The organism is Rhizobium sp. BK418 (assembly GCF_004341105.1).
GTDB lineage: Bacteria > Pseudomonadota > Alphaproteobacteria > Rhizobiales > Rhizobiaceae > Rhizobium.
Genome location: NZ_SLZK01000011.1, coordinates 21,196 through 47,525, shown reverse-complemented (window position 1 = coordinate 47,525; position 26,330 = coordinate 21,196). Strand labels below are relative to the sequence as shown.

The 26,330-nt window shown below is 59.4% G+C and carries 27 protein-coding genes and 1 pseudogene; 15 read left to right on the top strand and 13 right to left on the bottom strand.

Features of this window, described 5'->3' with window-relative positions:
- The first annotated feature begins 219 nt into the window (after positions 1–219).
- The 5 genes from EV281_RS28995 to EV281_RS28975 all read left to right on the top strand — a co-directional run bounded on the left by EV281_RS28995 (position 220) and on the right by EV281_RS28975 (position 3,586).
- Positions 220–759, top strand: a complete 540-nt coding sequence (locus tag EV281_RS28995; protein WP_132658152.1) for a nutrient deprivation-induced protein — start codon at positions 220–222, stop codon at positions 757–759.
- Positions 752–1,168 (top strand): phage holin family protein, encoded by a 417-nt coding sequence (locus EV281_RS28990; RefSeq protein WP_132658150.1) that lies wholly within the window; start codon positions 752–754, stop codon positions 1,166–1,168. Before EV281_RS28995 ends, EV281_RS28990 begins: the two co-directional genes overlap by 8 nt.
- The gene (locus tag EV281_RS28985; RefSeq protein ID WP_132658148.1) at positions 1,168–2,157 is read left to right on the top strand and encodes a DUF3618 domain-containing protein; all 990 of its coding nucleotides are present in this window, start codon (positions 1,168–1,170) and stop codon (positions 2,155–2,157) included. Before EV281_RS28990 ends, EV281_RS28985 begins: the two co-directional genes overlap by 1 nt.
- Positions 2,158–2,419: 262 nt before the next feature.
- Entirely contained in the window at positions 2,420–2,755 is a 336-nt protein-coding gene (locus tag EV281_RS28980; protein ID WP_132658302.1) for a hypothetical protein, read from the top strand.
- Positions 2,756–3,106: 351 nt separating this feature from the next.
- Complete coding sequence (locus EV281_RS28975) at positions 3,107–3,586, top strand: ProQ/FINO family protein (RefSeq protein ID WP_132658300.1); 480 nt, start codon at positions 3,107–3,109, stop codon at positions 3,584–3,586.
- A 250-nt stretch (positions 3,587–3,836) separates the two neighbouring features.
- On the opposite strand, the gene EV281_RS28970 is transcribed toward EV281_RS28975, so the two are convergent.
- A complete protein-coding gene (locus EV281_RS28970; protein ID WP_132658147.1) occupies positions 3,837–4,049 on the bottom strand; it encodes a hypothetical protein in 213 nt (70 codons plus the stop codon).
- Positions 4,050–4,318: 269 nt separating this feature from the next.
- Entirely contained in the window at positions 4,319–4,612 is a 294-nt protein-coding gene (locus EV281_RS28965) for a hypothetical protein (protein ID WP_132658145.1), read from the bottom strand.
- Positions 4,613–4,944: 332 nt separating this feature from the next.
- Here EV281_RS28965 and EV281_RS28960 point away from each other — a divergent pair, with 332 nt between their 5' ends.
- Entirely contained in the window at positions 4,945–5,235 is a 291-nt protein-coding gene (locus EV281_RS28960) for a hypothetical protein (protein WP_132658143.1), read from the top strand.
- A gap of 99 nt (positions 5,236–5,334) precedes the next feature.
- Here the strand turns inward: EV281_RS28960 and EV281_RS31930 are convergent.
- Positions 5,335–5,424 (bottom strand): annotated as a pseudogene (locus EV281_RS31930) (AbrB/MazE/SpoVT family DNA-binding domain-containing protein); the annotation flags it as partial.
- Positions 5,425–5,551: 127 nt separating this feature from the next.
- Between EV281_RS31930 and EV281_RS28950 the strand changes: the two are divergent.
- Complete coding sequence (locus EV281_RS28950; protein ID WP_132658142.1) at positions 5,552–5,704, top strand: entericidin A/B family lipoprotein; 153 nt, start codon at positions 5,552–5,554, stop codon at positions 5,702–5,704.
- A 181-nt stretch (positions 5,705–5,885) separates the two neighbouring features.
- Positions 5,886–6,218 carry a helix-turn-helix transcriptional regulator gene (locus EV281_RS28945; RefSeq protein WP_132658140.1) on the top strand — a complete coding sequence of 111 codons (333 nt, stop codon included), beginning with the start codon at positions 5,886–5,888 and terminating at the stop codon, positions 6,216–6,218.
- Between the two features lie 779 nt (positions 6,219–6,997).
- Here the strand turns inward: EV281_RS28945 and EV281_RS28940 are convergent.
- From EV281_RS28940 to EV281_RS28930, 3 genes are all read right to left on the bottom strand, one after another.
- Positions 6,998–7,207: a hypothetical protein gene (locus tag EV281_RS28940; protein WP_132658138.1), complete on the bottom strand. Its 210-nt coding sequence runs from the start codon at positions 7,205–7,207 to the stop codon at positions 6,998–7,000.
- A 444-nt stretch (positions 7,208–7,651) separates the two neighbouring features.
- Entirely contained in the window at positions 7,652–7,987 is a 336-nt protein-coding gene (locus tag EV281_RS28935; RefSeq protein WP_132658137.1) for a DUF2934 domain-containing protein, read from the bottom strand.
- A 96-nt stretch (positions 7,988–8,083) separates the two neighbouring features.
- Entirely contained in the window at positions 8,084–8,431 is a 348-nt protein-coding gene (locus EV281_RS28930) for an ethanolamine utilization protein (RefSeq protein WP_132658136.1), read from the bottom strand.
- Between the two features lie 588 nt (positions 8,432–9,019).
- Here EV281_RS28930 and EV281_RS28925 point away from each other — a divergent pair.
- Both EV281_RS28925 and treZ read left to right on the top strand, forming a co-directional pair.
- On the top strand, positions 9,020–10,699 hold the full coding sequence (locus tag EV281_RS28925; protein WP_132658134.1) for an alpha-glucosidase: 1,680 nt from the start codon (positions 9,020–9,022) through the stop codon (positions 10,697–10,699).
- 31 nt (positions 10,700–10,730) lie between these two features.
- Positions 10,731–12,713 (top strand): malto-oligosyltrehalose trehalohydrolase, encoded by a 1,983-nt coding sequence (gene treZ, locus EV281_RS28920; RefSeq protein ID WP_348631038.1) that lies wholly within the window; start codon positions 10,731–10,733, stop codon positions 12,711–12,713.
- Positions 12,714–12,969: 256 nt separating this feature from the next.
- Here treZ and EV281_RS31340 read toward each other — a convergent pair whose 3' ends face one another.
- The gene (locus EV281_RS31340; protein ID WP_165911988.1) at positions 12,970–13,140 is read right to left on the bottom strand and encodes a hypothetical protein; all 171 of its coding nucleotides are present in this window, start codon (positions 13,138–13,140) and stop codon (positions 12,970–12,972) included.
- Positions 13,141–13,527: 387 nt separating this feature from the next.
- Between EV281_RS31340 and glgX the strand changes: the two genes are divergently transcribed.
- From glgX to EV281_RS28905, 3 genes are all read left to right on the top strand, one after another.
- Positions 13,528–17,382, top strand: coding sequence for a glycogen debranching protein GlgX (gene glgX, locus EV281_RS28915; protein ID WP_132658130.1), 3,855 nt, complete (start codon positions 13,528–13,530; stop codon positions 17,380–17,382).
- A 372-nt stretch (positions 17,383–17,754) separates the two neighbouring features.
- A complete protein-coding gene (locus tag EV281_RS28910; protein WP_132658128.1) occupies positions 17,755–18,066 on the top strand; it encodes a PepSY domain-containing protein in 312 nt (103 codons plus the stop codon).
- Positions 18,067–18,095: 29 nt separating this feature from the next.
- Positions 18,096–18,704, top strand: a complete 609-nt coding sequence (locus EV281_RS28905; protein WP_132658126.1) for a general stress protein — start codon at positions 18,096–18,098, stop codon at positions 18,702–18,704.
- A gap of 129 nt (positions 18,705–18,833) precedes the next feature.
- On the opposite strand, the gene EV281_RS28900 is transcribed toward EV281_RS28905, so the two are convergent.
- From EV281_RS28900 to EV281_RS28890, 3 genes are all read right to left on the bottom strand, one after another.
- The gene (locus EV281_RS28900) at positions 18,834–19,232 is read right to left on the bottom strand and encodes a response regulator (RefSeq protein ID WP_132658125.1); all 399 of its coding nucleotides are present in this window, start codon (positions 19,230–19,232) and stop codon (positions 18,834–18,836) included.
- 127 nt (positions 19,233–19,359) lie between these two features.
- The gene (locus EV281_RS28895; RefSeq protein ID WP_132658123.1) at positions 19,360–19,707 is read right to left on the bottom strand and encodes a response regulator; all 348 of its coding nucleotides are present in this window, start codon (positions 19,705–19,707) and stop codon (positions 19,360–19,362) included.
- 418 nt (positions 19,708–20,125) lie between these two features.
- Positions 20,126–20,446, bottom strand: coding sequence for a hypothetical protein (locus EV281_RS28890; protein WP_132658122.1), 321 nt, complete (start codon positions 20,444–20,446; stop codon positions 20,126–20,128).
- A gap of 447 nt (positions 20,447–20,893) precedes the next feature.
- Here EV281_RS28890 and EV281_RS28885 point away from each other — a divergent pair, with 447 nt between their 5' ends.
- Positions 20,894–21,115, top strand: a complete 222-nt coding sequence (locus tag EV281_RS28885) for a hypothetical protein (protein WP_132658120.1) — start codon at positions 20,894–20,896, stop codon at positions 21,113–21,115.
- 17 nt (positions 21,116–21,132) lie between these two features.
- Here the strand turns inward: EV281_RS28885 and EV281_RS28880 are convergent, their stop codons facing one another.
- Genes EV281_RS28880 through EV281_RS28870 form a run of 3 tightly spaced genes read right to left on the bottom strand, consistent with a single transcriptional unit; the run spans position 21,133 to position 25,430 of the window.
- On the bottom strand, positions 21,133–22,218 hold the full coding sequence (locus EV281_RS28880) for a sialidase family protein (RefSeq protein ID WP_245508397.1): 1,086 nt from the start codon (positions 22,216–22,218) through the stop codon (positions 21,133–21,135).
- A 17-nt stretch (positions 22,219–22,235) separates the two neighbouring features.
- Positions 22,236–22,499: a SemiSWEET transporter gene (locus EV281_RS28875; protein WP_132658116.1), complete on the bottom strand. Its 264-nt coding sequence runs from the start codon at positions 22,497–22,499 to the stop codon at positions 22,236–22,238.
- Between the two features lie 48 nt (positions 22,500–22,547).
- Entirely contained in the window at positions 22,548–25,430 is a 2,883-nt protein-coding gene (locus EV281_RS28870) for a DEAD/DEAH box helicase (protein WP_245508400.1), read from the bottom strand.
- Here EV281_RS28870 and EV281_RS31925 point away from each other — a divergent pair.
- Positions 25,359–25,511, top strand: a complete 153-nt coding sequence (locus EV281_RS31925) for a hypothetical protein (RefSeq protein ID WP_245508403.1) — start codon at positions 25,359–25,361, stop codon at positions 25,509–25,511. The genes EV281_RS28870 and EV281_RS31925 overlap by 72 nt on opposite strands.
- Positions 25,512–26,330 lie beyond the last annotated feature (819 nt).

Here is a 26,330-nt window from a genome sequence, read left to right as displayed (position 1 = left end):
GCAGGAAGGGTTTGAGTTCGCCCATCATCACAGATGGTGCCGGCGCGCCATGATAGCGGTTGCGGCAGCTATCATCGGCGATGAGCCTTCGACGCCCATTTGAGCCAACAGGCGGTACGCTTCGAGAGCTGGTTTGCCAAGAAGCGTTAACCTGCCGGAACAATCCGATCCGATCGAGGTTGGTAGGCATCCGAACAGCCAGAAAATGCGAGGAAGACCATGCCGGAAGACATCTCCAAATCCGCACAGGATCCATTGAACGTGCAAGCCAGGACCTCGCGAGGGAATGACGGACCAGGTTCAGACCAGTCGGCGCCAAAGTTCAGCGATCTCAAAGCGAAGGTTTCCGAAGATTTGACGCAGGCCAGCGATGCCGTTGGAGAAACCACTGCGACGGTTATCGACAAGGTCCAGGAGACCGCCGTCGAACAGAAAAACTTCGCTGCACGCCAGATCGAGGGCGTCGCCGCTGCGCTTGAAAAAGTCGGCAATGAGCTGGAAAGCGGTGATCAACGCGATGTCGGGCGTCTAGCCAAGCGGATCGGTCGCGACGTCCAAGCGATCGCAAGCAATATGCAAGGGCGCGATCTCGGCGAGATTGCCGGCATGGCCGAAGATTTCGGCCGAAGGGAACCTGTGGCCTTCCTGGGGGCCGCAGCTTTGGCGGGTCTTGTGGCAAGTCGATTTTTGACCGCATCGGCCAAACGTTCGAAGACGCCCACGGCGTCCGGACAACCCGGGAGAAGCAACAATGGCTAAACCCAACGAAAATACACCTTTATCAGAATTGATCGGAGGGCTTCTTTCCGACGTAACGGGATTGCTGCGGAAGGAAATCGACCTTGCAAAGACCGAGGCCTCAGAAAAACTCAATAGGGCCTTGGGTGGGATCGAGACCCTGGTGATCGGGATCGTGCTCGCTATCGGCGCTGTGGGCGTGCTTCTCAGCGCTCTGGTCAGCGGGCTTTCAGCTGTCCTTGCTCGAAACGGTATGAGTGAGCCCACTGCGAGCGCGCTCGCGGCCGTGATCGTCGGGCTCGTTATTGGTGTGATTGCCTGGCTTCTCGTCTCGAGAGGCATTTCCGCGGTGCGAGACACGCAGCTGACGCTTGATCGCACAGCAGCGTCGCTTCGGCGCGATACTGATATCGTGAAGGAGAAAGTGTAATGGCGCATTCTTCCGAAAAATCCTCAGCCGAGCTGCAGCGCGAAATCGACAGGGATCGCGAAAGGATCGGAGCACGCATCGATGCGATCCAGGAGCGCATGTCGCCCGGACAGCTTGTGGATGAGGTCATTGCATACGCCAAAGGCAGCGGCGGTGCGGATTATCTCACCAATCTTGGAAAGGCGGTCAAAGCCAATCCATTGCCTGTCGCACTGATGGGCGTCAGCTTGGCATGGCTCGTTGCCAAGCAGGGCACATCGACGCGGACGCCAGGCGCCGACGACAGCGAGGTCAGGCCGCTTTATCCTGCCCGCGGGACGATCAAGCGCATCGGACCGCCCGAGGAGATCGGCGGTGTTCGCTACAGCCATTTCACCGATGAGTCCGGCGAACGGTTCAAGGCCCTTACCGACGAGACGGGTCGGCGAGCCGGCGATTTCCTCGACGCAAGCGGCAAAGCCTATCGCGGCTTTTCGGATGCTGCCGGCGAGCGAATTTCTGCCATTCGCGATGAGGCGGGCTCCGTTCTGGATGCGTCGTTGGGCTGGGCTTCCGATACCTGGAGCAGCGTCAAAGGAACGGTCGGCGGCGCAGCGGAGACGGTCGGTCAAGTTGCAGGCTCTGTATCCAACACCGCATCGTCAACGGGAACGGTTCTGAAAGAACAGTCAAGCCGGCTGAACAACGCAATCCTGTCTCATTTCCGTGATCAGCCGCTTGTCGGCGGTGCTCTTGCTTTTGCGGTTGGTGCGGCGATCGGAGCCGCACTGCCGCATTCACAGCACGAAGACGAGCTGCTCGGCGAAGCCTCGGACGCTGTCAAGGCGAACGCTGCCTCAAGGGCTGGCGACGTCGTGAATCAGAGCATGGATGTTGCCTCCGACATGCTGGACAAGGCCGTATCGGTGACAGCCGACGTGCACGATGCCGCCAAGGAGCGCATCGATAAAGAAATTGATGCCCTGAAGAACAGAGACGCTGCCGGCTAGGCGTCGTCTCGGATGCAGCAAAAGCACGCTCTCGTGATCGACTGTCACGGGAGCAGGTGGCGCTCCTCATTGCGGGTGCTTGACGTCCCCATGGGTTCGCAATTGCCTTTGGGCGCTTCGGCCGGCAAGGCGGAAGCACAGAGTCTGCGCGTGACGCCCGTCGCCGGAAAATCGATTCGCGAGGGGAACCTTGCCGGTCAGTGACGGTTGGAAGGGCGGCCATCGCGGCATGGTTGCGTAGGCGATCTTACTGGAGGCAATGATGGAGCGAATAGTCTATGCGGTCATCCTGGCGGGCCTCGCCGGCGTTGCCTACGCACACCAAGCGCCGTCCGGTTTCCAGTATTCTGCTTTCTGTTGCAACGGCGACGGCGAATCTGGCGATTGCCAGCCAATCCCGTCGCAGGATGTCAAGATCGACGGTGCCAACTATGAAATTGCGCTCAAGCCAGGAGATCATCGGCTGGCAACGCACGGGCATCTGTTCTCCGTTCCTCAATCGAAAGCGATGATGTCGATGGACGGCTTCTATCACCTATGCCTCTTTCCCAACGAAGACGTGGTGCGCTTCTTTTACGCTCCTCAGATGAACTTCTGAGAGCGATTGCCGTCGCTGACACCCCTAACCGCAAAATGCTGGCCGGATGCCGAATCGCCTGGTGGGTGTTCTTTGTCGTTCCGCATTGAACCGGCGGCCGCAGTTCGAGTATATGCCTGTGTGAGCGGCCTCGCCAAAACCGATGCAGCCGCCATCATGGCTATGCGAGTAGCAATCTCGCCCCGCAGCTTGATCGGCCGTCCGCCGCCGGAATATTGTTCCATTTCCAGGGTCGGCTCGTGGCTTCAGCCATGACGGTCGATCTTCGTAGCAGATAGCCAAGGTCATTCACTCGATCGTCATGATCATGTGACAGTCGGACGGTTCATGCAATCTTCGGAGGGGAAAATGATGGATCTTTGGACAGAAAGCCGGGGACCGGTCAGGGCGACGCAACGCGATGTTCAAAAGGCCGGCGCGATCAACGCGCTGCTCGTGCATCCGATCGACGTCTTGCCGCGCCAGCCAGGCGACCCAATCCGTCCTTTCGCGCTGGGAATCTTCAATGAGATGCGCCCGCTTCTCAAGCCCGAAGTCGGGCTGACAAAGTTGAGGCGCGCGACCGCAGTTTATGTGAGGCTGAAACGGTATTACTTTGCGAGCGCCCAGCCAGGCGCCATGCGCCACGATTTGGCCGGCGCGCCGGTTGAGCCGGTTTCCGATAAGGACCGGCTGGAAGCGCAACGACGTTTTCTGGAGATGAAGCAGTCGCTCACCGCGGACGCGCCGCCAGCCACAGTGCCTGAACGGCCGGAAGGCGCGCGCGAACCGACCAAGAATGAACTGATACGGGCCGCGCTTCTCAAGCGGCGTTCGGCGGCGGCAACATGAGCGTCTTTCAGCGCGAAGGGTCGTTGCTGGCAATGTCAAAGGTTCACCGAATCCAGCTCGACGGAAGAGTGGCGCAACAGTCGCCGCCCGGCGAGTGGATATTGAACCGAACCCTCTCGTTCGTGTCCAAAAGATGTCGGTTTGCCTTGCGCCGCAGTCGGCACTCACGACGATGTGGCAACCGGTCAGGCGTTTCCAACAAGCACTTCCGCTCCTCCTCGCGCGCTAGATCTAAATCGCAGGCGCCTCTTCAGAAACCTAGATCTTCCGTGATCGCGTGAATGGAAGGCGTTCGCTTCTTGGCCGCCATCAACAGGTCGAGTTCGACCGAGGACGGTCCGAAGCGCTCGTAGATGTTCTTGGCGCTTTCACGATCAAGCTTATATTTTCGTTCGAACTCTTCCAGGGAATAGGGACGGCCCCGCATTGTGCGCTTGCGCTCCGTTGTCGTCGTTTCAGTCATTGCAAGCTCCATTGTGCACTGGCGGCGTAATGGCGCAGGCTCTTGATTGTTCCGCGATTGCGTAACGGAGATATGCTTCGACGAAAGCGCCTGAAACTGGCGTGTCGAAGAGCTAAAGGGACCGACGGGGAGATTATGAGATTCCGATTTTCGACCGTCAGCGACGGCGCCTCGCAAGGTCGGAGTTCCGTCAGGCGCGCGCAGATAGCTGCGGCTCCGTCCTGAAATCAAGGACCTTCGCGTCCGACCGCAGGTAACCCCCTGCTCGCTTAACGGCACTCCGCTCTCAAGGTGCCATTGCGCATTTGTGCGCGCCACTCACGCGTGTCAGGTCGCGGGCATGAGCGCTCGGTGCGGTGGATCGCTGTAACGCTTCCGGTTTCGACGGGGTCGAGCGGGATCGAGATGCCCCCTTGGTCGTAGTCCTGACGGTAGCGATCGGTCCCAGGCGGCATACCCCCGAAACGACCGCTGGAGTCCATGTCCCCAAAAGACTGGCAAAAGCCGGGGGCGGTGCCGAAGCCGGCCAGAACAATCAACGTTAATGCGACGAGCCTGCGCATGACGGTTTTCCTTTTTGGTTGGCAGGAGGAAAATCGTCGTGGGCTCGTCTTGTTCCAGATGCATCCTCTATCCACAATGGTTCTCGAAAAGCTACGGCTCTCTCGACCGTCCTCGGCGATCACAGCGACACAGGCACGTCCAACATCCCGATATTCGCGCGGATCGACCTTCGGGCAGCGCCTGCGCCGGTTGGTTCCGCAGCCTCCCTCTCCCTAATGTCATGGCTTTGTCACACTGGCGGCGTTTTTCGTCAGGCTTAGCCGCTCGTCTTGAAGCGAATCGCGAAAGGCGCGAAGTGAGAAATCCGGGTGAAACGATGAGGGCGTGCGATTTGTTCAGGGTCATCGAGGGTGGGCTTCATTGTCCGGCCGCGCAAGATTGTGCGAGCGACGCGGTCTTAAAACTTCGCGGAGAGGGGCAGCGGCGTTTGCGGCAGGCAGGCATCGAACGCTATGAATCACGCCAAAGGGTAACGGGTCACGCCATCCCGCCATCGCTGAAGTTCTTCAAGCTGCAGATTGAATTTGCAGTCCAGGCTTTGTCGCAGCTGTCGCCCTTGCCGGCCGATTATATGTCCGACCGCTACTGGCCGCTGCATGAAAACCGGGCGGACCTTGGGTGAGGCAGCCCGTTCGATCGGTCAGGCGGGCGTCGCCGACCTGCCGCAGAGTCCTGCTGATCTCCTAAAGCTCGCAATACGATTGGTATCAACGGCGATTTTTCACGCCTCGTGGCTCCAGCCTTCGGCAGCAATTTCATTCATTTCCTCGATCGTCAGGGACTTTTTCACCTTGCCAGCGTCCCGTCCGATAATTGGTCCCCCCTGCGGCGCAGGCCGGGGCGAGGGCTTCGATGGGCCCATCGCGCTTGCATCGATTCATTGGAACTGTGAAGTCTTTAAAGTGTTATGGCCTCGTTCGATCAACCGGGGACTTCCAATGAAGATCGCTTCCGCAATCGCAGTAACCTTCCTCTTGACGCTCACCCTTTCATCATGCGGCAATACGATCCGCGGCATGGGCCAGGATACGGCAAACACCGTCAATGCCACCCAAAATGCAGGCCATCGCGTTGCCAACGCAGCGAAGTAAAACCCCAATCAGCAAGCCCGCCGGCTGGTGATGCCGACGGGCGCCCTGCGGTGGCTTTGGTGAAACATCATAATTCACCCCACGGATTGCTTCTCGTCCGTTGCATCGAATGTGGCATGACCCTTTTAGCTCACGCCCCAATGCATATCGACAGTTGGGAAACGTCGTACTTAGGATCGTCATGATTATCGGAAGACAGCTCACGGCGGCGCGTGCACTTGCAGATCTCACCCAGGCGGAGTTGGCCGCGGCGGCCAATATTTCGGTTCAAATGCTGCAGCGGATGGAAGCGAGCGATGGCCCTGCCGAAGACATGAAGAATGACGTTGCGGCAGTCGTAGGCGCCCTTGAAGCGGCCGGCGTCCGTTTGATTGACGGCAGCTATTCTGGCGCCGGCGGCCCTGGCGTGCGGCTCGCTTCGCCGGTCGGAGCCTCGGTTGACGTCGACCAGGCGCAGACCGTGCAATACGAGGAACACCTGATGAATGACGCGCCGCCCGGCGCAGGCGGCTAGACACGGATCAGTATGGACACCGCCACGCTCGTGTGCTCCTCCGCCTTCGAAGTCGCCATAGTCCAACGGATGGCTCTTCTACCTCCACAGCCATTCTTTTGCCGACCCGATCGAAGACGGGCCCCTCGCGAGCGCCCATGACTTGAAGATACCGTCGTCGCGTTCCAATCGCAGATGACCGACCGCGGTGGCGCCATCAGGTTCCCTCGTATTGCGGAAGTTCCGTTCGCTTCGTCGGGTGGAGAGCTTGTCGAGTCGCCGCAGAAAGCGGACTTCGACGATTGGCTCGAAGCTGAGCTCAAAACGTGACCTCCTCTGCCGAGGCGTCGGCGATCGGGGACAGAGCCCTCGCCTCTCGTCAATGCGGAGTAGTCACGGACACGGATCGCTGACTTTCGATCGATCATCATGCCAGCCTCGGTTTTCTCGACAAGATTACGATTGAAAGGCGTTGTCCGGGCTCCCGGGTCGACCCGTTCATGCAACGCCCCCGATCCGCCAAGATCGAGGGCGTCGTGCAGGAGACGCGACATCTCTCGTGACACGTCGAGAGGAGACATGGCCGCCGCGCCCTTTCAACAAACTTCGGTCTGATCTAGATGTTCCCGCGGCCCTGCAAGAAGGTTGCTCGTCCTCGTCGGGCATTCGCCAAGGGTTCCATAGGGGCGTTTTCATTTGCAGAATTTCGGTCTCCTTACCTCGCTTCGAAAGGTTGCCGGATCGGCGCCTCAGGCAAGGCAGGGCGAAGCAACCGGACGCGGGAGGGCTGTGCCGCCGGCTCAGGTCGAATTGATCAGTTCTCTAAGCCTTTCCGGATCGGTGACACCGATTTGAAACCATTTCACCAGGTCACGCGCCGCCTCATTCGCCTGCGGGCTCGCAAGCTGCAGGTTACGCGTCTGGCAATATTCGCTGATCAAGCCCTGAAGCATCTCGACGTCAGCCGGGGTGAGCGGCTGTCCGCCGTTCTTGTCGAATGCCTGAAACACCCCACGCCCCCATCAGTATTCGCGCATCTACCAAGCCTACGCGATCGGCTCGATCATGCAAGCGGTAGCTGGGCTTCCATCGCCAAGCAGATGTTGCTGACCAAAAGGCGTCGCAAACGAGTTGCAGCGACGATAGGCCGATCTCAGCCAATGTCCCTGCGAAATCGGACCTGTCGGTCAATTAGGCTCGTCGCGCTTCCCATCTGAGATCGAACTGCGCGGCGATCTCTCGTCGTTCGTCCATCGCCACAAGCAATGTGCTCTTTTAATGGATCGGACGACGCCAAACCTCCCTCACATGAACCTCTGCTTCCTGATTGAATGATCCGACGCGTACGTCTCGTCGGCCACAAGAACATGCCGCTTGCGACGGTTGAAGCCACTGCGGAACGTGTTTCTCATGGTCGTGAAACAGCTACGCACCAGGCGACTGAAATCGGTTGTTCAAGGCTGCTCCCGCACGCCGGGCGTCGCCTCGCGTTGATCGGCGTCTTCAAGATCGCTTTTTACGATGAAGCTGTCGGCATGCTCGCGCGCGGCCTCTCGAAGCGCGTCGAGCTTGGGCACATCATTCCCCTCCAGTTCATCCTGCTCGTGCAGGATTTCGTGCTCGGCCTGCAGCCAATGTTCGTCCGCCCGGCCATCCGGGCGTCCGTGCGCAAGCCAGATCTCGCGTGCGCGGTTGCGAATCCGGTCTGTCAGTTCCCCCCGTTTACCAGAACGCGAACTCGTAGCGCTGTCCGAGTTGGAGATAGACCCCTCCCGAGTATGTTGAACCATTGACGTTCTCCTTGATTGGGTCGAGGCGAACGCCCGATCCCGGGCATTGTTCCCAATCCACGAAATGATCGAGATAGCACGGAAGATGGGATCCTCTCATTCCGCTTCCTGCCAATGAGGATAGGTAACATAAGCCGTCACGCAGCCTTCATCATGCGCTCTGATTGTTACCTTGTCGCCGCTTTGCATGCTGACGATGTCGCCGGGCCCTGCCGTGAATGCGGCACGCTCCGTCCATATCGACAGTCGCCCCTGGATGACGATCATCGTATCGTGAACGGCAATCATCTGCTCAAGGACGGCGTTGGGCCCGTAACGCCCGTAGCCGATCGTGACGGGACCATTATCTCGCTGGTCAAGCAGATTGCCCGCGAAGATGTCACCATCCTGCCCTGGCGATCGTTCGAATATTGCATCGGCTATCGTGAATGTGCGAACGACCACGGGCTACCTCCGGGATAAGGGACAACGCGTCCTGCTGGCGGAACGCGGCTTGCCGGCGTCTGTTCCGGCGTAGCCTCTTGGTCCCCCCGAGGGCCGACCATGGTGAGGGCCGTTTCAATCGGATCATCGTGGCCACCATACCACGACGGCGACGCGCCATATATCAACAGCACAAGGGACCCAAACACCGTCCACGCAGCGATATTGCGGATCCCTCCGGAACCTGCACGTATTTTCGCTGATTGCGGCTCATCGTCTCCTCTCCGTAGCTGGTGTTATCACCCGCGCATGAAACGCCTGGAGCGGCTTTTGTTTCCAAATTGCCACGCAAGATGGGGCGCTGGCACTGACCGACGTTTCGACGGTCCGTTGCGGCCAGCGCAGTTCCCAAAAACCGACACTCGTGAATGATTTTACCGCGGATCGTGCGTCTGGGACACGGCATCGGGGGCGAGCGGGCGACGAGCGTTCTTTGCCTTGTGCCCTAGGACTTGCGCGGAACGGGGAGGGCCGACGGGCGTTCCCCACCCACAACACGACGAGGCACGAGGCGGCCGGCCCTTCTTGAACGTAACGGAGGAAAGTCTGATGGAATTGCGATCGACAATCCGGACGGCGTGGTGGCACAAGGCTACCGTATATCAGGTCTATCCCCGCAGCTTCGCAGACAGCAATGGCGACGGCGTCGGCGACCTGCCAGGCATCACCTCAAAGCTCGAATATCTCAAGGCCCTTGGCATAGAGCTCATCTGGCTTTCGCCGATCTACGCGTCGCCGATGGACGACAATGGCTATGACATTTCCGATTACCAGGCCGTCGCACCGGAATTCGGGACACTGGCGGATTTCGACGAACTTCTCGCTCAAGCGCGTCTCAGAAACATCGGCGTCATCCTCGACCTCGTGGTCAATCACACGTCCGATGAGCATCCTTGGTTCGTCCAATCGCGCGCGTCCAAGCAAAGCCCGTTTCGCGACTATTACATCTGGCGCAAGCCCGCCGACGACGGCGGGCCACCAAATAACCTGACGTCCTCCTTCGGCGGGTCCGCCTGGACGCTCGACGAGACCACGGGCGAATATTATCTCCACCTGTTCTCGCGCCGGCAGCCCGACCTCAATTGGGAAAATCCGAACGTCCGCGGCGCGATCTACCAGATGATGAACTGGTGGCTGGAACGCGGGATCGCCGGCTTTCGCATGGACGTCATCGACTATATCGGCAAACAGGTGGACCAGGCCATTGTGACGGACGGGCCGCATCTGCATGCCTATCTTCATGAGATGAACCGGGCGACCTTCGGCAGCCGAGACGTCCTGACCGTCGGCGAGACGTGGAGCGCAACACCGGGCTCGGCGCTGCTCTATTCCGGACGGGATCGAGAAGAACTGTCGATGATCTTCCAGTTCGAGCACGTGACCCAGCAATGGGATGAGATTTACGGGAAATGGCGCTCGCGACCGTTCGACCTGATCAAGCTCAAATCGGTCCTCAGCAAGTGGCAATATGCGCTTGCCGACGATGGATGGAATGCCCTGTTCTGGGGCAATCACGATCTTCCCCGCGCCGTCTCGAAATATGGCGACGTCAAGGGCTATCCGGTCGAGTCGGCAAAGATGCTCGCCACCGTCCTACACCTTCTGAAGGGCACGCCTTTCATCTACCAGGGCGAGGAGATCGGCATGACGAATGCGCCATTCACCAAGATTGAACAATATCGCGACATCGAAACGCTCAATATGCATCGACTTCACCTCGAAGCCGGACTATCGCCAGAAGACTTCATCAAGGGTGCAAACGAAAATGGCCGAGACAATGCCAGAACGCCAATGCAGTGGACAAGCGGTGCCAATGCAGGCTTCACCACGGGCATTCCATGGATCGAGGTCAACAAGAATTACGCCACGATCAATGCCGAAGCGGCAATGTCCGACGAGCACTCGATCTGGAACCACTACCGCAAGCTGATCTCGCTGCGCAAGGCATATCCCGTCATCATCTACGGTCGCTTCCAATCATATCTCGATCAGCATCCGGATGTTCTGGCCTATACCCGCACGTTGGACACCCAGCGGTTGACTGTGCTGTCAAATTTCTCGGCCCGGACCATTACGTTCGATCTCCCCCATGAACTGCTCGCCACGGGCCGATGCCTCATCAGCAACTACGATCCGGTTGACGCGCTGAAAACGACGATGAGCCTGCGTCCCTATGAAGCCTTCGCGGTGTTGGCGGAGGTCGCAGGTCGCGACGGAACAAAATCTTGAGACCGGTGTTTTCATCCACCGCGTCGGGGCCATGAGGACAGCCATGTCAGGGTCAGTAATTGAGACAGGCGATTTTCGAACGGGTTTCGAACGGCGTTATTGCGTCGGAAGCGAATGTCTCCCCGACGGTGTCTCCTTCCGAGTTTGGGCACCTGCACACGCACAGGTCCACCTTGTCCTCGAAAGCGGAGACGAATATCCGATGCGGACCGACGAGGCGGGCTATTTTCGCCTCGATCTGAGGGACGTGTGCCCTGGCCAGCTTTACCGATTTCGCCTCGGCGAGGACAGGGACCTGCTGGCAGATCCCGCATCACGATTTCAACCGGACGGCCCGGCCGGCTGGTCCATGGTGATCGACCCTGACGGCTACACCTGGCGAGACGACGGCTGGGAAGGCGTCGAACCCGACGGCCAAGTCCTCTACGAGATGCATATCGGCACCTTCACGCCGAAAGGCACCTACTCGGCCGCTGCAGGCAAACTGCCGCTCTTGAAGGAGCTTGGCATCACGTGTCTGGAGCTGATGCCAGTTAACGAATTTTGTGGTGACTTCGGGTGGGGCTACGACGGCGTCCTGCCCTACGCGCCGACCAGACTTTACGGTGCTGCCGATGAACTCAAGGCCTTCGTTGATGAGGCGCATCGGCTGGGGATCGGCGTCATTCTCGACGTGGTTTATAATCACTTCGGTGCAGGCGAGCAGTTCGCACGATTCACGCCTCACTATTTCACCGACCGCTATGAAAACGAGTGGGGCAAATCCCTCAACTTCGACGGCGAAATGTGCGCCGGCGTTCGCAGCTTCATTGCAGACAATGGCGCATACTGGATCGAGGAGTATCACTTCGACGGGTTAAGGATCGATGCCACCCAAGCACTCTTCGATAGCAGTGACGACCATATCGTGGCGGTCATCGCGCGCAAGGCGCGGGCGGCAGCCAAGGGAAGATCGATCTACCTCGTCGCCGAAAACGAGCCTCAGGACAGCCGGCTGATCAGAGCTCCGGGCAAAGGCGGCTTCGGGCTCGATACGGTGTGGAACGACGACTTCCATCATTCCGCCACTGTCGCTTTGACGGGCCGCAACGATGCCTATTATCACGACCATAGCGGAACGGCGCAGGAGTTCGTGTCGGCGGCAAAGTATGGCTATCTGTTCCAGGGGCAACGCTACGATTGGCAGGATGCAACCCGGGGGCGGCCGGGTCTCGATCTGCAGGCCTTCCGTTTTATCCATTTTCTGCAGAACCACGACCAGATCGCAAATTCGGGGACTGGCCAGCGCCTTGGACGGATCGCATCACCGGCACGCATGCGGGCAATGACCGCACTCCTGCTTCTCGGTCCGCAGACACCGATGCTGTTTCAGGGACAGGAATTCGGCTCATCGAGCCCGTTCTTCTATTTCGCGGATCGAGCGGGTGAACTGGAAACATGCGTGCGCAACGGACGGCTTGATTTCCTGCGCCAGTTTCCAAACCTTAAGGACGAGATCTTCGCCGACATCATGCCTAACCCGGCAGAGCCTTCCACTTTCGAAGCTTCCAAACTGGATTGGAGCGAACGTGATCGCAACAGCGACCTTGTTGCACTTCATCGCGATTTGCTTTTGTTGCGGCGACAGACGCGCGTATTCGCACAAGCGTCGGCAAGTTGCCCGCGTGTATCGGTGGACGGAAGCGTTCTTGGTCGTTCGGCGCTTCTTCTGCGGTATTTCGCCGACGATGCGAAGGACGAACGCCTGTTGTTTGTCAACTTGGGCAAACATCTTCCGATCCTCAGCCTCGCCGACCCGCTCCTTGCACCGCCTGCGGGCTGTCAATGGACTGCCGAATGGTCAAGCGAGGATTTTGCCTATGGCGGAAGCGGCAGGCGGTCTGTCGATATGCAACGGCGTTGGGTGCTGGATGCCGACAGCGCGATTGTCTTCGCACCGAGAAAGGCCGATCAGAAGCCGAAACCTGACGGCCCGACCTTGCTGCATTGGCAGCAAGCCATATCTCACCTGTGAAGGATGCCGTCCAACCTGGCAGGGAAACAAGGCGCTCCTTGCTTTTTTGCGCAAAAGGCACTTTGCCGGCAATCGGGGCCGCATCATCGGTCAAAAGAGCGAGATCTTCTGCGATGAAGCAGACCGTTTCGCGTTTCCTGCGCCTCGCCAACAAGAGGCGGAAGAGGGAAAACATTCCTTGGGGTGAGCGGCAGGACTGAAAGCGCGGATCGCAGGGAACCCTGGTTGTTTGAGCCGGCCCCGACCGACATCTGGTTTAGTCGCGGGTCGCCTTCGCAGACGCCTCAACGTCTTTCGCCGGCGCCATGGTCACGAGATCCCGATACTGATTGAGGTCCAGATTGCCCCAGATCGACGGCTTTTGAGCACCCGCCTTGGATTTCCTGGTCTGCTTGATCTCGACAATGAACGGCTTGGTCTGGCGCATACATCCTCCGCACGACGAATCTGGTCGACAACGATCTCCGTTGTATCGGCCATAGCAACGGTCTCTACGCACGAAATGTTCCATTAAGGAACTCCGAGTAGGCCACGCATTGAAGAACCAAGCCAGGATCGGCCATCGGGTAGAGCAAGACCCTGCCGCTGCCCTCGGCTCTTGTGCCATCCGCCGGCCCCTCAGCGGTCTCGATGGATTTGGACGACTGGTGATGTTGCTGGCCCTCCTACCGTGATCACATGAGAAACTTCCTGGACGGGCATCCTTAAAATCAGAGGACGCCATCAGGCGGTGGCCCGGGTACGAAACAGGACATTAGGGGAACTATTGGTCGGAATGCAGATTTAGAGGCCGCATCACGGCAAGGCGGACGATATGACACAATCAGAGCTGAAAATTCTATCGGGTGACTACACCCGTCTCGGGGCGACTTACGACGGCGAGGGTGTAAATCTTGCCGTCTTCAGCGCACATGCGGAGCGCGTTGAGCTCTGCATCTTTTCAGGCGACGGAAAGACTGAGGTCGCGCGCCTTGTTCTGCCAGAATTTACAAATGAAATCTGGCACGGCTACGTGCCCGGCTTAAAACCGGGAACCCTCTATGGACTACGCGTGCACGGGCCTTACGAGCCGGACAAAGGTCATCGCTTCAACCCCAACAAGCTGCTCTTAGATCCCTATGCCAAAGAACTTGTCGGTGACGTTCGCTGGGGACAGGCACAGTTCGGCTATCAACTGGAAAGCGAGGACAAGGATCTTTCCTTCGACGAAAGCGACAGCGCGGCATCCATGCCCAAATGCAAGGTCGTGGATCCATTCGAGTATGACTGGGGACATGACTCGGGCCCAGCTATCGCCTGGGCCAGCACGATCTTTTACGAGACACATGTCAAGGGGTTTACGCAACTGCATCCTGCCGTGCCGGAAGAGCTTCGAGGCACCTTCGAGGGCCTTGGCCAGAAAGAAATCGTCGACTATGTGAAGAGCCTTGGCGTGACATCGATCGAGCTGCTGCCGATCCACTGGTTTCCAGATGACGCGCATCTCCTCGAAAAGGGTCTCAGGAACTATTGGGGCTACAACAGCCTCGGATTTTTTGCGCCGGCCGCCCGTTATCTAGGACCAAAGGGCATTGCCGGTTTCCGCAACATGGTCAGAGCCTTCCACGATGCCGGTATCGAGGTCATCCTTGATGTCGTCTACAATCATACGGCCGAAGGCAACGAGCTCGGTCCGACCTTATGCTTCAAGGGCATCGACAATTTTTCCTATTATCGCACCCTGCCTGACCAGCCACGCTATTACATCAACGACACCGGGACCGGCAACACAGTCAACACTTCGCACCCCCGGGTCCTGCAGATGATCACGGATTCACTGCGCTATTGGGCGCAGGAGATGCATGTCGATGGCTTCCGCTTCGACCTCGGCACGATCCTCGGGCGAGAGCCGCAAGGCTTCGACCAGCGTGGTGGTTTCTTTGATGCCGTCGGTCAGGACCCCGCCCTGTCGAAGGTCAAGTTGATCGGCGAGCCTTGGGATATCGGGCCCGGTGGCTATCAGGTGGGTGGCTTTCCGCCAGGATGGGCCGAGTGGAACGACAAATATCGCGATACCGTCCGCGAATATTGGAAGGATGAGGACGGGACGGCGCAGGATTTTGCCGCCCGCGTTCTTGGCTCCGGCGATGTTTACGACCTGCGCGGCCGACGACCCTGGGCTGGTGTCAACTTCATCACCGCCCATGACGGTTTCACGCTGAACGATCTCGTTTCTTATAACGACAAACATAATGACGCTAACCAGGAAGGCAATCAGGACGGCCACAACGACAACCGCAGCCTCAATTACGGCGTGGAAGGACCGACGGAGGACGACGGCATCAACGCCGTGCGCGAGCGCCAGAAGCGTAACCTGCTTGCAACGCTGCTTCTTTCGCACGGCACGCCGATGCTGCTTGCAGGTGACGAATTCGGCCGCAGCCAAATGGGAAACAACAACGGTTATTGCCAGGATACTGAACTCAGCTGGCTTCACTGGGACGGCCTGCCGGCAAGTGCGGAAGCCCTGCGCGATTTTACCCGGCGCTTGATTGCGATGCGCCAGGAACAAGCAATCTTCCGGCGCGACAACTGGCGCGATGGCATGCTCGTCTCCTGGCTCAATCCCGGCGGCGGAGAGCAGACCGCGGAACAGTGGGCCGACGCCGGCAGCACGACAATCGGCCTCAGATTGCAACGGCAACAGACGAGCGGCGACGACGGCATGTGGCAGGACGTATTGATCCTGTTCAATCCGCATGACGGCGATGTCGCGTTCTCGCTTCCGCAATCGGCTCATGGATGGAGCGTCGTTCTTGAGACCGCCGATCCAACGGCTCAGGCGCGCGCCCTCGACGGTTTTGAATTTGTGCTGACGGCCCGCACTCTCGTGGTTCTCAGGCAAACGAAGGTGCTACTCATGACTGAATGTGATTTTGGCCCAAGAATTTCAGCGAACGCGGTGGAATTTCGCCTGTGGGCGCCCCTCGAGACCGAAATCGCCGTCGCGATCGAGGCAGGACAACCGAAAAAGATGATGCGATCCGAGGAGGGCTGGCACCGCTGCGAAATTGTCGGCGTGCGGCCAGGAAGCACCTATTTCTACATCCTCCCCGGTGGTCTTTCCATTCCCGATCCGGCCTCCCGTTACCAGCCGCACGATGTGCATGGTCCAAGCGAAGTTGTCGATCCCAACGGTTATCAGTGGAAAGCAGCGGGCTGGAAAGGCCGTTGCTTCGAAGATCTCGTTTTCTACGAAATGCATGTTGGCGCATTCACGCGGGAGGGAACGTTCGTCGCTGCCATCGATCGTCTCGACCATTTGAAGGCACTCGGCGTCACGGCTTTGCAAATCATGCCGGTCGCCGATTTCCCCGGCCGCCGCAACTGGGGCTACGACGGCGTCCTGCCCTATGCGCCCGACAGCAGCTACGGGCGTCCCGAAGAGTTGAAGCGACTGGTTGACGAAGCTCATGCTCGCGGCATCTGTGTGTTCCTGGACGTCGTCTATAACCATTTTGGTCCGGACGGGAACTACCTTGCCCGTTTGGCGCCGCTCTTCACCGACCATCATAAGACGCCGTGGGGCAATGCCGTCAACTATGACGGGGACGGCTCTCGGCTGATCCGGGAGTTCGTCATTCAAAACGCCCTCTACTGGATCAGCGAGTTCAGATTTGACGGCCTTCGCCTGGATGCAGTGCATGCCATCAAGGATGGGTCGAAGGAGCATCTGCTCCACGAACTGGCGCGGCGGGTGAGGTCGGCAGCCGGCGAGCGGAAGATCCACCTGATCGTCGAGAATGAAGATAATAATGCATCTCTTCTCGAACGCGATGACGAAGGCCAGCCCAAGTTCTTCTCGGCGCAATGGAACGACGACGTCCATCATGCCCTGCATGTCGCGGCGACCGGCGAAACCTTCGGTTATTATGCCGATTACGGAGATGGATCGGCCAAGCTTGGACGAGCATTGGCGGAAGGATTTGTGTTTCAGGGCGAGCACATGCCCTATCGTGGCGAACAACGCGGAACGCCCAGCAAACATCTGCCGCCCTCCTCATTCATCTCCTTCATCCAAAATCACGACCAGATCGGCAACCGCGCTCTCGGCGACCGTATCGGCGCAAGGGCAGCAGCCGCCCTTCAGGCTATTGCCTGCGTCTACCTGCTGTGTCCGCAAGTGCCGATGATCTTCATGGGGGAAGAATGGGGCGCTGAGGAGCCCTTCCCCTATTTCTGTGATTTCGATGAAGATCTCAACGAGAAGGTCAGGACGGGGCGCCGCCAGGAACTGTCGCGCCTGCCCGGCTTCGATGCCGACGATCTACCGGACCCGACGGCAGAAACCACGTTCATCTCTGCCAAGCTCGACTGGGCGAAGGTGGATACGGAACAAGGCAGACAGTGGTTCAGCTTTTACCGGGACCTGATTTCCCTACGCCACCAGCGCATCGTGCCGCTCGTGACGGGCATGACCGGCGGCGGGCGCTATCGCTCATCCGCAGGGGGAGGCCTGATCGTCGAGTGGGACGTTTCGACCGGTCGCAAGTTGCGACTTCTGGCCAACCTCACCGACCAAACCGTCGAGACCGGAGAGCAGGCGGACGCTGACGAGAGCATCTTCCTGTTCGGCTCGTTCATTTCCGGTCGGCTGGGCGCATGGTCTGTACTCTGGTCCATCGCATGATCGCTTGACCAGCGCCTGCAAGATCGGACTCAGATTGATTGAACGCAAGCCGATGCTGCGGCCAATGACCGCTCCCGCTTGATCTGCGCCTGCGCTTCAAGGCACTCGCTCGCGGTGCTGATGAGCGGCTTCCTCGCCGCCGCTTGGCCAAACAGCGCGTTGCACCTGGTGGGTTTCCACTCCCCTCGCCCCCGCTTCGATCCTACTGGCGGGCTTTGCGGTCCGATTTCCCACCTTTTGCATTGGATTGCGCAACGATCAAGGCCGCCGCACGGCCGGGCGCATCGGCGAGGACGTTTGCAACGAATGCTCTAAGGTGAGGAACATTTTGTGTTTTTCGATGTTTGTGTCCGGCAAAACAAGGAGACAACCATGCAAAAGATCGCTGTACTTTCCCTTGGGCTTCTGCTTTCGGCGACAGCCGCTTTCGCCCAGAGCGAGACACCGTCGACGTCACAGACCACACCGGCAGTCAACACCGAACACAATCCCGGTGCCCCTGTTGCCGGCAAGAACAGTTTCACCGAAGACCAGGCGAAGTCGCGGATCGAGGCTGCCGGTTATACCGATGTTTCCGGTCTCAAGCTCGATGATCAGGGCGTGTGGCGGGCAAGCGCCAAGAAGGACGGTAAGGACGCCGGCGTTTCCCTGGACTTCCAGGGCAATGTGACGATGGCGAAGTAATAGATTCTGCAACGATCGAGGAGACGAAGATGCGAACGATTACTGGACTGTATGACAGCTATGACGATGCCCGTGCGGCCGTCCGAGCACTGGAAAATGCGGGAATTCCCTCCGATGACATCAGCATCGTCACTAACAAGATGAACGGCCCCGAGGTGGAGGGCCAAGGAAGCTACGCCGCCGAAGGCGCCGGCACTGGCGCGGGCCTCGGTGCGGTGGCGGGCGGCGCAGGCGGTCTCCTGACAGGCCTCGGTCTGATGGCAATTCCCGGGGTCGGCCCGGTGGTCGCAGCGGGTTGGCTGGCCGCCACAGCGGCCGGCGCAGCTGCAGGCGCGATTGCAGGCGGCGCTGTTGGCGGCATCGTCGGTGCGATGATGAAGGAGGGTGTTCCGGAAGACGAGGCGAACTTCTACGCTGAAGGCATCCGCCGTGGCGGCTCAGTCGTAACCGCAAGGGTTGACGAGAGCCGGGTTGCCGAAGCACAGGCCATTCTTCACCGGTCACGACCGGTCGACTACAACGCCCGCCGGGCGAGCTATCAGGAGCAGGGCTGGAGCCGCTTCGACGAGGCTGCGCCACCGTACACGTCCGAGCAGATCGAAGCTGAGCGCCAGCGGTATCGCTCCGGCCGCGTCTAAGGCACGCGTGATGAGGAAACTGGCGGCTTCTCGGGAAGCCGCCGGTTGTGATGGCTCTGCGTATTGGCAGATCCATACCGACTTTTACGATGAGGCGCCCTTCCCTCGCGCCCTACCGCCGCACAGGTCTTAGAGGGCGACCGGAATGCGCTTCATGAAACGCGTCTGCACTGCGTCGCGACCGGTTCGTTGCGCTATGGCATAATCCAGCGCTTCCACGATCGCCTCCGGCGTGTAGGGCTTTGTGACAACGCCGATGCCGGCCTTGCTGTCCATTACGCTCTCTGGGTTGCCGGTGGTAAAGACGACGGTCGTCCCGTACGTCGACGATAGGATGCTGCCGATCTCGGGGCCGGTCGGGCCATCGGCGAGGCGCACATCGACAAGGGCAATCTGCGCCTGATCACCAAGATGGACCGCCTCGTCGCGCGTTCGGGCGGGCCCGATGACTTCGTGACCGAGGCGGACCAGAATATCCTCGAGATCCATTGCAATGAGTGCCTCGTCTTCGACGATTAGAATCCGCATCCTTCCTCTCTCGACGTTCAGCTCAAAGTGACGGGCGTCTCGGCCTCCGCCATTGATGCTACCATGATCGTAACGCTGATGATGCCTCTTGTATCCGCCGGCGCGTGATTATGGTCACCTTGGTGGTTCAAGGAACCACGACAGCTCTGGCGAGGCTTCGACGGACGGCATCGTCGGTGAATGGTTTTGCGATGACATCGAGCGATCCTTCAAGGCCAGAGCCAATGGCGCCGGGCGCGCCGGTGATGAAGATGACCTTGATCTGGAAACGATCGATCAGCCGACGCGCCAGCACAGCCCCGCTCGCTCCGTCCGCAAGACCAACATCGACGAGCGCCGCATCGGTGCGATGAGCGTGCGCAAGGGCCTGTTCCAGCGTTGCAGCCAGCCCGACCACCTGATGCCCCTCCTCCCGAACAATTCGTTCAAGCTCCAGGGCAATGATCGGCTCGTCTTCGACGATGAGAATGCGCATCGGTTCCTCCCGTGGTTGAAATCCTGTCGCCACCTGCGGCCCCGCGTCGTCCTCTTCGTGCAGGTACAAAGACTTCGCGTGCCTGCCCCGGAGCGCATGCCAACGGTGCGAAATTTCGTGGCTCGGGTGCGTGTGAAAAAACGATCGAAAAATTGACATGCGCCAGCCGTTCCCATCGCCCCTGACAATGCACTAAATTCCGACCGATAGGCGATGACGGCCCCTCTTGAACGGCGCGGCTCAGCGGGGCTTTTTTTCATTTCGGCAGATGTCACTGGCTTTTCTTGTGGCTCTGGAGGCCGGCCTTGACGTTTTGTTCATGGGCGCCGCCCGCCGTTTTCCGAGGTGAATTTCGTTGAGACGACGCGATCGCGCGAGGAGGCAAGAGGATGTCTGAGTTCCTCTTGCCTCTTGTTGATCAGTTGTTGTGTGCCGAGCAGGCTTCATCCATCGGCGTTGCATTGCTGCTGCCGCCTTGGGTCTGCAGGTTGCCGCTGCCCGTGCTGCTGGCGGCTTCGTTGCCGTTGCAGTTTGCGTTGACTGAACCGCTTGACGTCGTGCTGCCGGTCATGGTGGGATCCGCGGCCATCGGCTTCTTGGTGTCAGCGGACGCTCCGCCGCCAGCATCGTTTGTGTTGCGGTCAATCGTTGCACCGGTCGGCGCAGGGTTCGACTGAGACAGGGCCGGGCTGGCAAGGCCGATCGCGAAAAGGGACGCGACGATTATTTTCATGCGCATGTGGTTCTCCAGGGGGTTGCGTTGATCACGAGCCCTTAACCTACATGCCACCTCATTGTTCCGGCCCGAAGACGCCAAATGACCGTTGTCGAAGGACACTCCGGGGCCAAGCGCGGCTGCCCCTCGCTCGGGCCAAAACTGCCAACGTTGCAGCCGCCTTCCTGAACCAAAATCTCTCGGCGAGGTAGAGGGACGATCAGCTGTTCTCTAGAACGGCGCTTGTCGCGTTGCCTGAGACGTGGGCGACCCGCTGGCTGCAAACAGAAATCGATCTGCACGCGTCACGGTCGTGGTTCCGGCTTATCCTCGCAAGAGGATCGTCATCGTCTCAGGTGCGACGAGATCGGGTGCATCCTTGTGCGCTACATCACGCCCATGGGAGCGCTCCAGATCGGGAACTTGCGTCCGCACTGGGTGTTTTGACAGCGAATGGGAGCGTTGAATGAAATGGAAGCACCGATCATCGTCGACCAATATATCGAAATCTACAGGCAAGGTGGACTGACCGCTTTAAACGCGACGCTCGGCGGCATGGAAACGGCCCACAGGGCTGACGTTCTGACTGCCCTCGAAGGCCTCGGCTTTCACGTCGAGTGGCACCAGGTCGCACCTGCAACAGGTGGCAGAACGGGCATCGTCTGGTCCGGGCCGGGCGAGCGCTTGGCCTGATCGGGCGCGCGGACCTCCTATACAAGCCCATTGGTGTCGACAATCGATGCGGCGATGTAACGCTCTCCCGCCTCGTTGAAATAATAGACACAAACCAGCTTTCCGTCTGAGCGCAGCATCGATCGGACGTAGCCTAGATCGGGAAGGTGTCCATCGCTGCGGATGATTTGCTCCGAAGACCATGTTTCTCCGCCATCCGCACTGGTCTTCAGGCGCACGCCGAAGGGCCTGGCCCTGACGCCGTAGACCAGGAACAGACGCCCCTCGGCAGACATCGTCAGACTGGGCGGATTGCCGCCCCTGCCGGTGCTGTCAACGACTGTGCCGGTCCGATGCCATGTGTGGCCGCCGTCCGGTGAGCGATAGGCTTCGAGCCAGCCAGGATCGTCTACGCTGCGACCGCATCGCAAGACCGTCAGAATACTCCCATCGGCAAGCATGGCGCTGGCGGGCATGATGGCATAGCCGTCGGGATTGCCGACCGGGGTTCCGATCACTCGGAAGCTTCTTGCTCCATCGCAGGTTTGCGCGCAGCAAGTCTCACCCTCTGTTCCATCAGCCTTGGCACGCGTGAGCATGAACAGAGCTCTCTCGGCCGACAGGGCGACGATGTCAGTGCGCGCGGCAATGCCCTCCTTCATCAGGCCGCTGAATGCATAGGGGCCTTCCCACCGTTTTCCGCGATTGCGGCTGACGTAAAACCAGCTGATCGCATCACCGCCGAGGCCCGTGCGGGCTGCCATGACAATCGTCTCGGGATCCAGAAAATTCACCGGGCTCGGTGGGGGTGGCAAGGCGAGGCCTTGAAAATGCGTTCTTGTCTTCAGACGCGGGGAAAGGTGTTCGTCTGCAGAAAGGCTTTCACCACCCGGGATGACGGCGTCGAAGGCTTCGATCGTCCAAGTGCAACCGCCGTCCAGACTGCGAGCCTGGAGCGGTGGAAAGGGACGGTTCTTGTCGCGCGCGTGCAGCTTTCCCTGACTGCCCTTGGATCCGACCGCAAAAACTGCGAGCACCTCGCGGTCCCATATCCACGCTCCGTAATTGGCGGGCCATGCTGCAAAACGCCCCTTCTGTCGATAGACCACGTGGTGCTCGGCCATCGCCATACTCGATACAATCAAAGCTTCAACTGCGAATGCAGTTTGACAGCGAGAATGAAGGCCGAAAGGCAAAGGCAGGCCGCGTTCGCAAGAATGATCGGCAGCTCATCCCGTAGCAGACCAAACACGGTCCACAACCCAAAACCAGTCACGGTCAGAATATACATTCTCGTCGAAATCGCCCCGGTGTCGCGGGTGCGCGCGATCTTGATCGCTTGCGGCACGAAGCTCGCTACCGAGCACACCGACGCTGCGTAGCCGATACCTGTTGCAATCTCCATATCACGACCTCCAGCCGAGCAGTCCCGCGTTGTTGTCGAATTCAGACATCATCGAGCACGCATCACACCCAACAGATCTTCGAAGAATGCAATTCGTTGATCCTCTGTTGCAGTCGTCCTCGCAAAGACAAGACGATCCCCCTGGAGTACGGCATCCTTGCCCTGCGCCAACTTTTTGACAATCCCCGGCCCGGTCCCGGCGGCAAATCTGATCGCCAAGCCGCTCGGACCTGCCTCAAGCTTATAGATGCCACGCTCGCGAGCGATGATCTTGAGCCTTGCGATCCGCAGCAGGGTCAGCACGTCCTGCGGCAACTCGCCGAAACGATCCTCAAATTCCTCTCCAAGTTCTTCGATCTGCGCGGCAGATGTCGCTTTTGCCAGCCGGATGTAGAGGTTGAGGCGCAGAGTCGGATCGCAGACGTAACTGGCAGGTATCGATCCAGTCTCACCGAGCACAGTGGAGACGGATCGTGGTCGGCGAGACAAACTCCTCGATCCCCCATCGAGCGCGTCTTCAAACAATTTTTGATAGAGGCCAACGCCAATGGCCCTCATGTGGCCGGCCTGATCCTCGCCGGTGATGTCGCCGCCGCCGCGGATGTCGAGGTCCTGCAGGCTGATCGAAATCCCGGCGCCAAGCCTGTCGTTATCAATGAGTGCCGACAGGCGAAGGCGTGCCTCCTCCGGCAGCTCGCGCTCCGGTTTGGTCAGTAAGTAGGCAAACGCCTGCATCTGGCCTCGACCAACGCGACCACGCAGCTGATGCAACTGAGACAGACCGAAGCGATCGGCTTGCCAAATGAGGATCGTATTGGCTCGTGGAACATCAAGGCCATTCTCAATGATGTTCGTCGAAAGAAGAATGTCGCCGTCACCATCTGCAAAATCAACAACGGCTCCATCAAGGGCTGCTGTCCGCATCTTGCCATGCGCGGTTCGGACCGACATTTCGGGAACGATCTCGCGCAGAACCTTCGCCAGATGATCAATATCCTCGATGCGGGGAACGATGACGAAACTTTGACCACCCCGCCGATATTCGCGCAGAAGCGCCGCGCGAACGGCCGCCGGATCAAAGGGAACAAGAAACGTCCTGACGGGCCTGCGACGCGCCGGAGAGGTGTTCAGCAGGCTGACATCCTGCAGACCGGCCATGGCTGCCTGTAACGTTCGCGGAATGGGCGTTGCCGACATGGTAAGCCGGTGCAGAGCCGGCGAAAGATTTTTGATTTTTTGTTTGGCGCGCGTTCCAAGGCGCTGCTCTTCGTCGATTACGACCAAAGCGAGATCCGCGAAGGAGAGAGCTCGCGCCAAGATCGCCTGGGTCGCAACCACAATGTCGATTTTCCCATCTGCAAGCCCCTCCTTGATTTTTGCTCCCTCTTTTGCCGTCACCAGTCTTGACAACAAAGCTATGCGGATATCCGTCTGCTCGAAACGACGCTCAAACGTTTGGAAATGTTGGCGCGCCAGCACGGTCGTCGGAGCAATGATGGCAACCTGCGAACCGCAAAGCGCAACCGCCGCTGCAGCCCTCAGGGCGATTTCGGTCTTTCCGAAGCCGACATCGCCACAGACGAGCCTGCTCATCTGCCTGCCCGAGGCGAGATCGGCCATTACGGCCTCGATTGCTTCGGATTGATCGCGGGTCAATGAATAAGGAAACCGAGCCACGAACCGCTGATAGGCGGACCGCGGAGCCACGAACAGGCGTGCTTTCGTCTCCTGTCTTTGCTTGGCAAGACGGCGAAGGTGACGCGCGGCGAGGGCAATGTCGCGCAAGATCGCCTTTCGGCGCTTCGCCCATGCCTCCGTGTGCAGACGGTCGAGCGGCGCGGCGTCCGGTTCTCCCCCATATCGCCAAATCTTGTCGAAATCCTCCATCGGAACGAGGACCGATGCCCCATCATGATATTCGAGCCGGACTGCGTCCTGGACCATTCCGTCAATTTCAAGGCTTTCAAGATCGCGCAAGATCCCGATCCCATGATCCTCGTGAACGACCGCGTCGCCGATTTGCAGATCAGGCGCCGCAAGCGCCTGCTGTGTACCCCCATCCGAGCGAGGACCGACGATATCGCCAAGCCCGAGGACGACGAGATTATGCGCCGCGCAGAAGAAACCCTCATGCAAGTCACTCGAAAACGTCAGCAGCGCTCCTGGTGCGGCGTCCTTGACGGAGGACCACCGAAAGACGGGCTCGGCGCCGACATTGCTCATCCGTTCAACGCGCTTGCAGACGTTATCGAACACCTCACCCCGCCCCGCCAGCACCAGCTTTCTGCGCTCGCCAAGTGCGGATTTGACAAAATCGGCAAAGGCTCGACGTGGCTGCGGGCTTTCGTAAAACATGGGCACGGGCTCGCCGCCGGCAAAATCCACAGCCAACGAAGCCTGTCCATGCCTTGCCGCCTGCCATTCCTTGCGGTCGAGATAGAGGGAGTGCCCTTCAACCTGCAGACCGCCGCGTAAGGCGCGATGGGCTTGCCTGGCGTCATCTATGATGGCGTGATAACTTTCGGCCCTCGCATCAGATCCAGACGCAAATATCATCGGTACGTCGCCGATCGCCTCGAACACGGTCTGAAGGCTGCCGTAGAGACTCAACAGGTGCCGTTCCATGTCCTGCGAGGGCGGCTGCTCGCTGTCAGGGCCATCAGAAAGCTCGCCAGAAAGAATCGCTTCGGAGGCTGGTCCAAACGAGACCGTATCCAGGGTCTCCCGCGTCCTTTGCGTTAGCGCATCATAGATGCGCAATTCCGCGATCGCGCCCTTGGCGGAGAGCAAGATGCGGATCGGCGCATCGCCGCCGGCAGGAAAGATGTCGATCACGTCACCGCGAATACTGTATTCGCCATGATCATCGACAACACTGTCTTCGATGTAGCCCGTTGTCTGCAGGTAATGCTCGAACGCGATGCGCTCCAATGGCTCGCCCACCCGCAACCGGCATCGATTGGCCGCTATGACCGCGGCGGGCGGTACACGCTGGAGCATTGCATCGAGTGAGGTCACCAACAATCTCGATCCTTCGCTATGGGCCCACTGCCACAGCGCCTCCATTCTGCGCCCCATCGACTGGCGTGAGGGCGGCACACGGTCGAAGGGCAGGCAGTCCCAGGGTGGGAGAAGGATCGCGGCAAGCCGTGGATCGAGACAACGGACCGCATCAACGATTGCGCGCGCCCCGCCTTCGCTCAATGCAACATAGACAAGGCCGTGTCCGCATTGCCCCATCGCGACCAGAAGGCGATCGGCGACGAAGGCGGCAGGCAGACGTGAAGGCTTTTGCAGATCCGCGTCGGGCCCGCCCGGGACGCCTCCGGTCAAATCGGTCGTTCGCAAGATATCACCTTTTGTGGCGATGCGCCGGGGTAAGCCGCGAAGGTTTCCTGTTGAAGACGTGGACACGCCAACGCGCTGACCAAAGAAGTACGTTTAAAGAAGATGGCCACGCTGTCCGCTCTCTTGATCAGGCGTCGCGTCATGCGGGCGCCGCCTCTGCTTCTGGTCCGGCATGCCCTCGCCTGCCACCCCGTCGAGTGCGGGTGCTCGTGTCGAGGTTCCACTCCATCTCCAGCCGGCATGCTCACGGTCTCGAGCTTTGCGTTTGCGCCTGCTGCCGGCCCGCTTTCAGCCGGGCGTTCTTCTCGTTGCGTCGACTGCGCTCCTCGTCAAGCGCGTTTCGCGCAGCCCGAGCTATCTCTTCGAACGCCTCCCTCCGTCGCTCAAGTGATGTGGACGGGTGGCGTGGCGTATCGTCAATCATTGAAAGGCGCTCCTGGGCTAGTGAGCACCAAACGCTTCATGAGCAAGAACGATGCACGG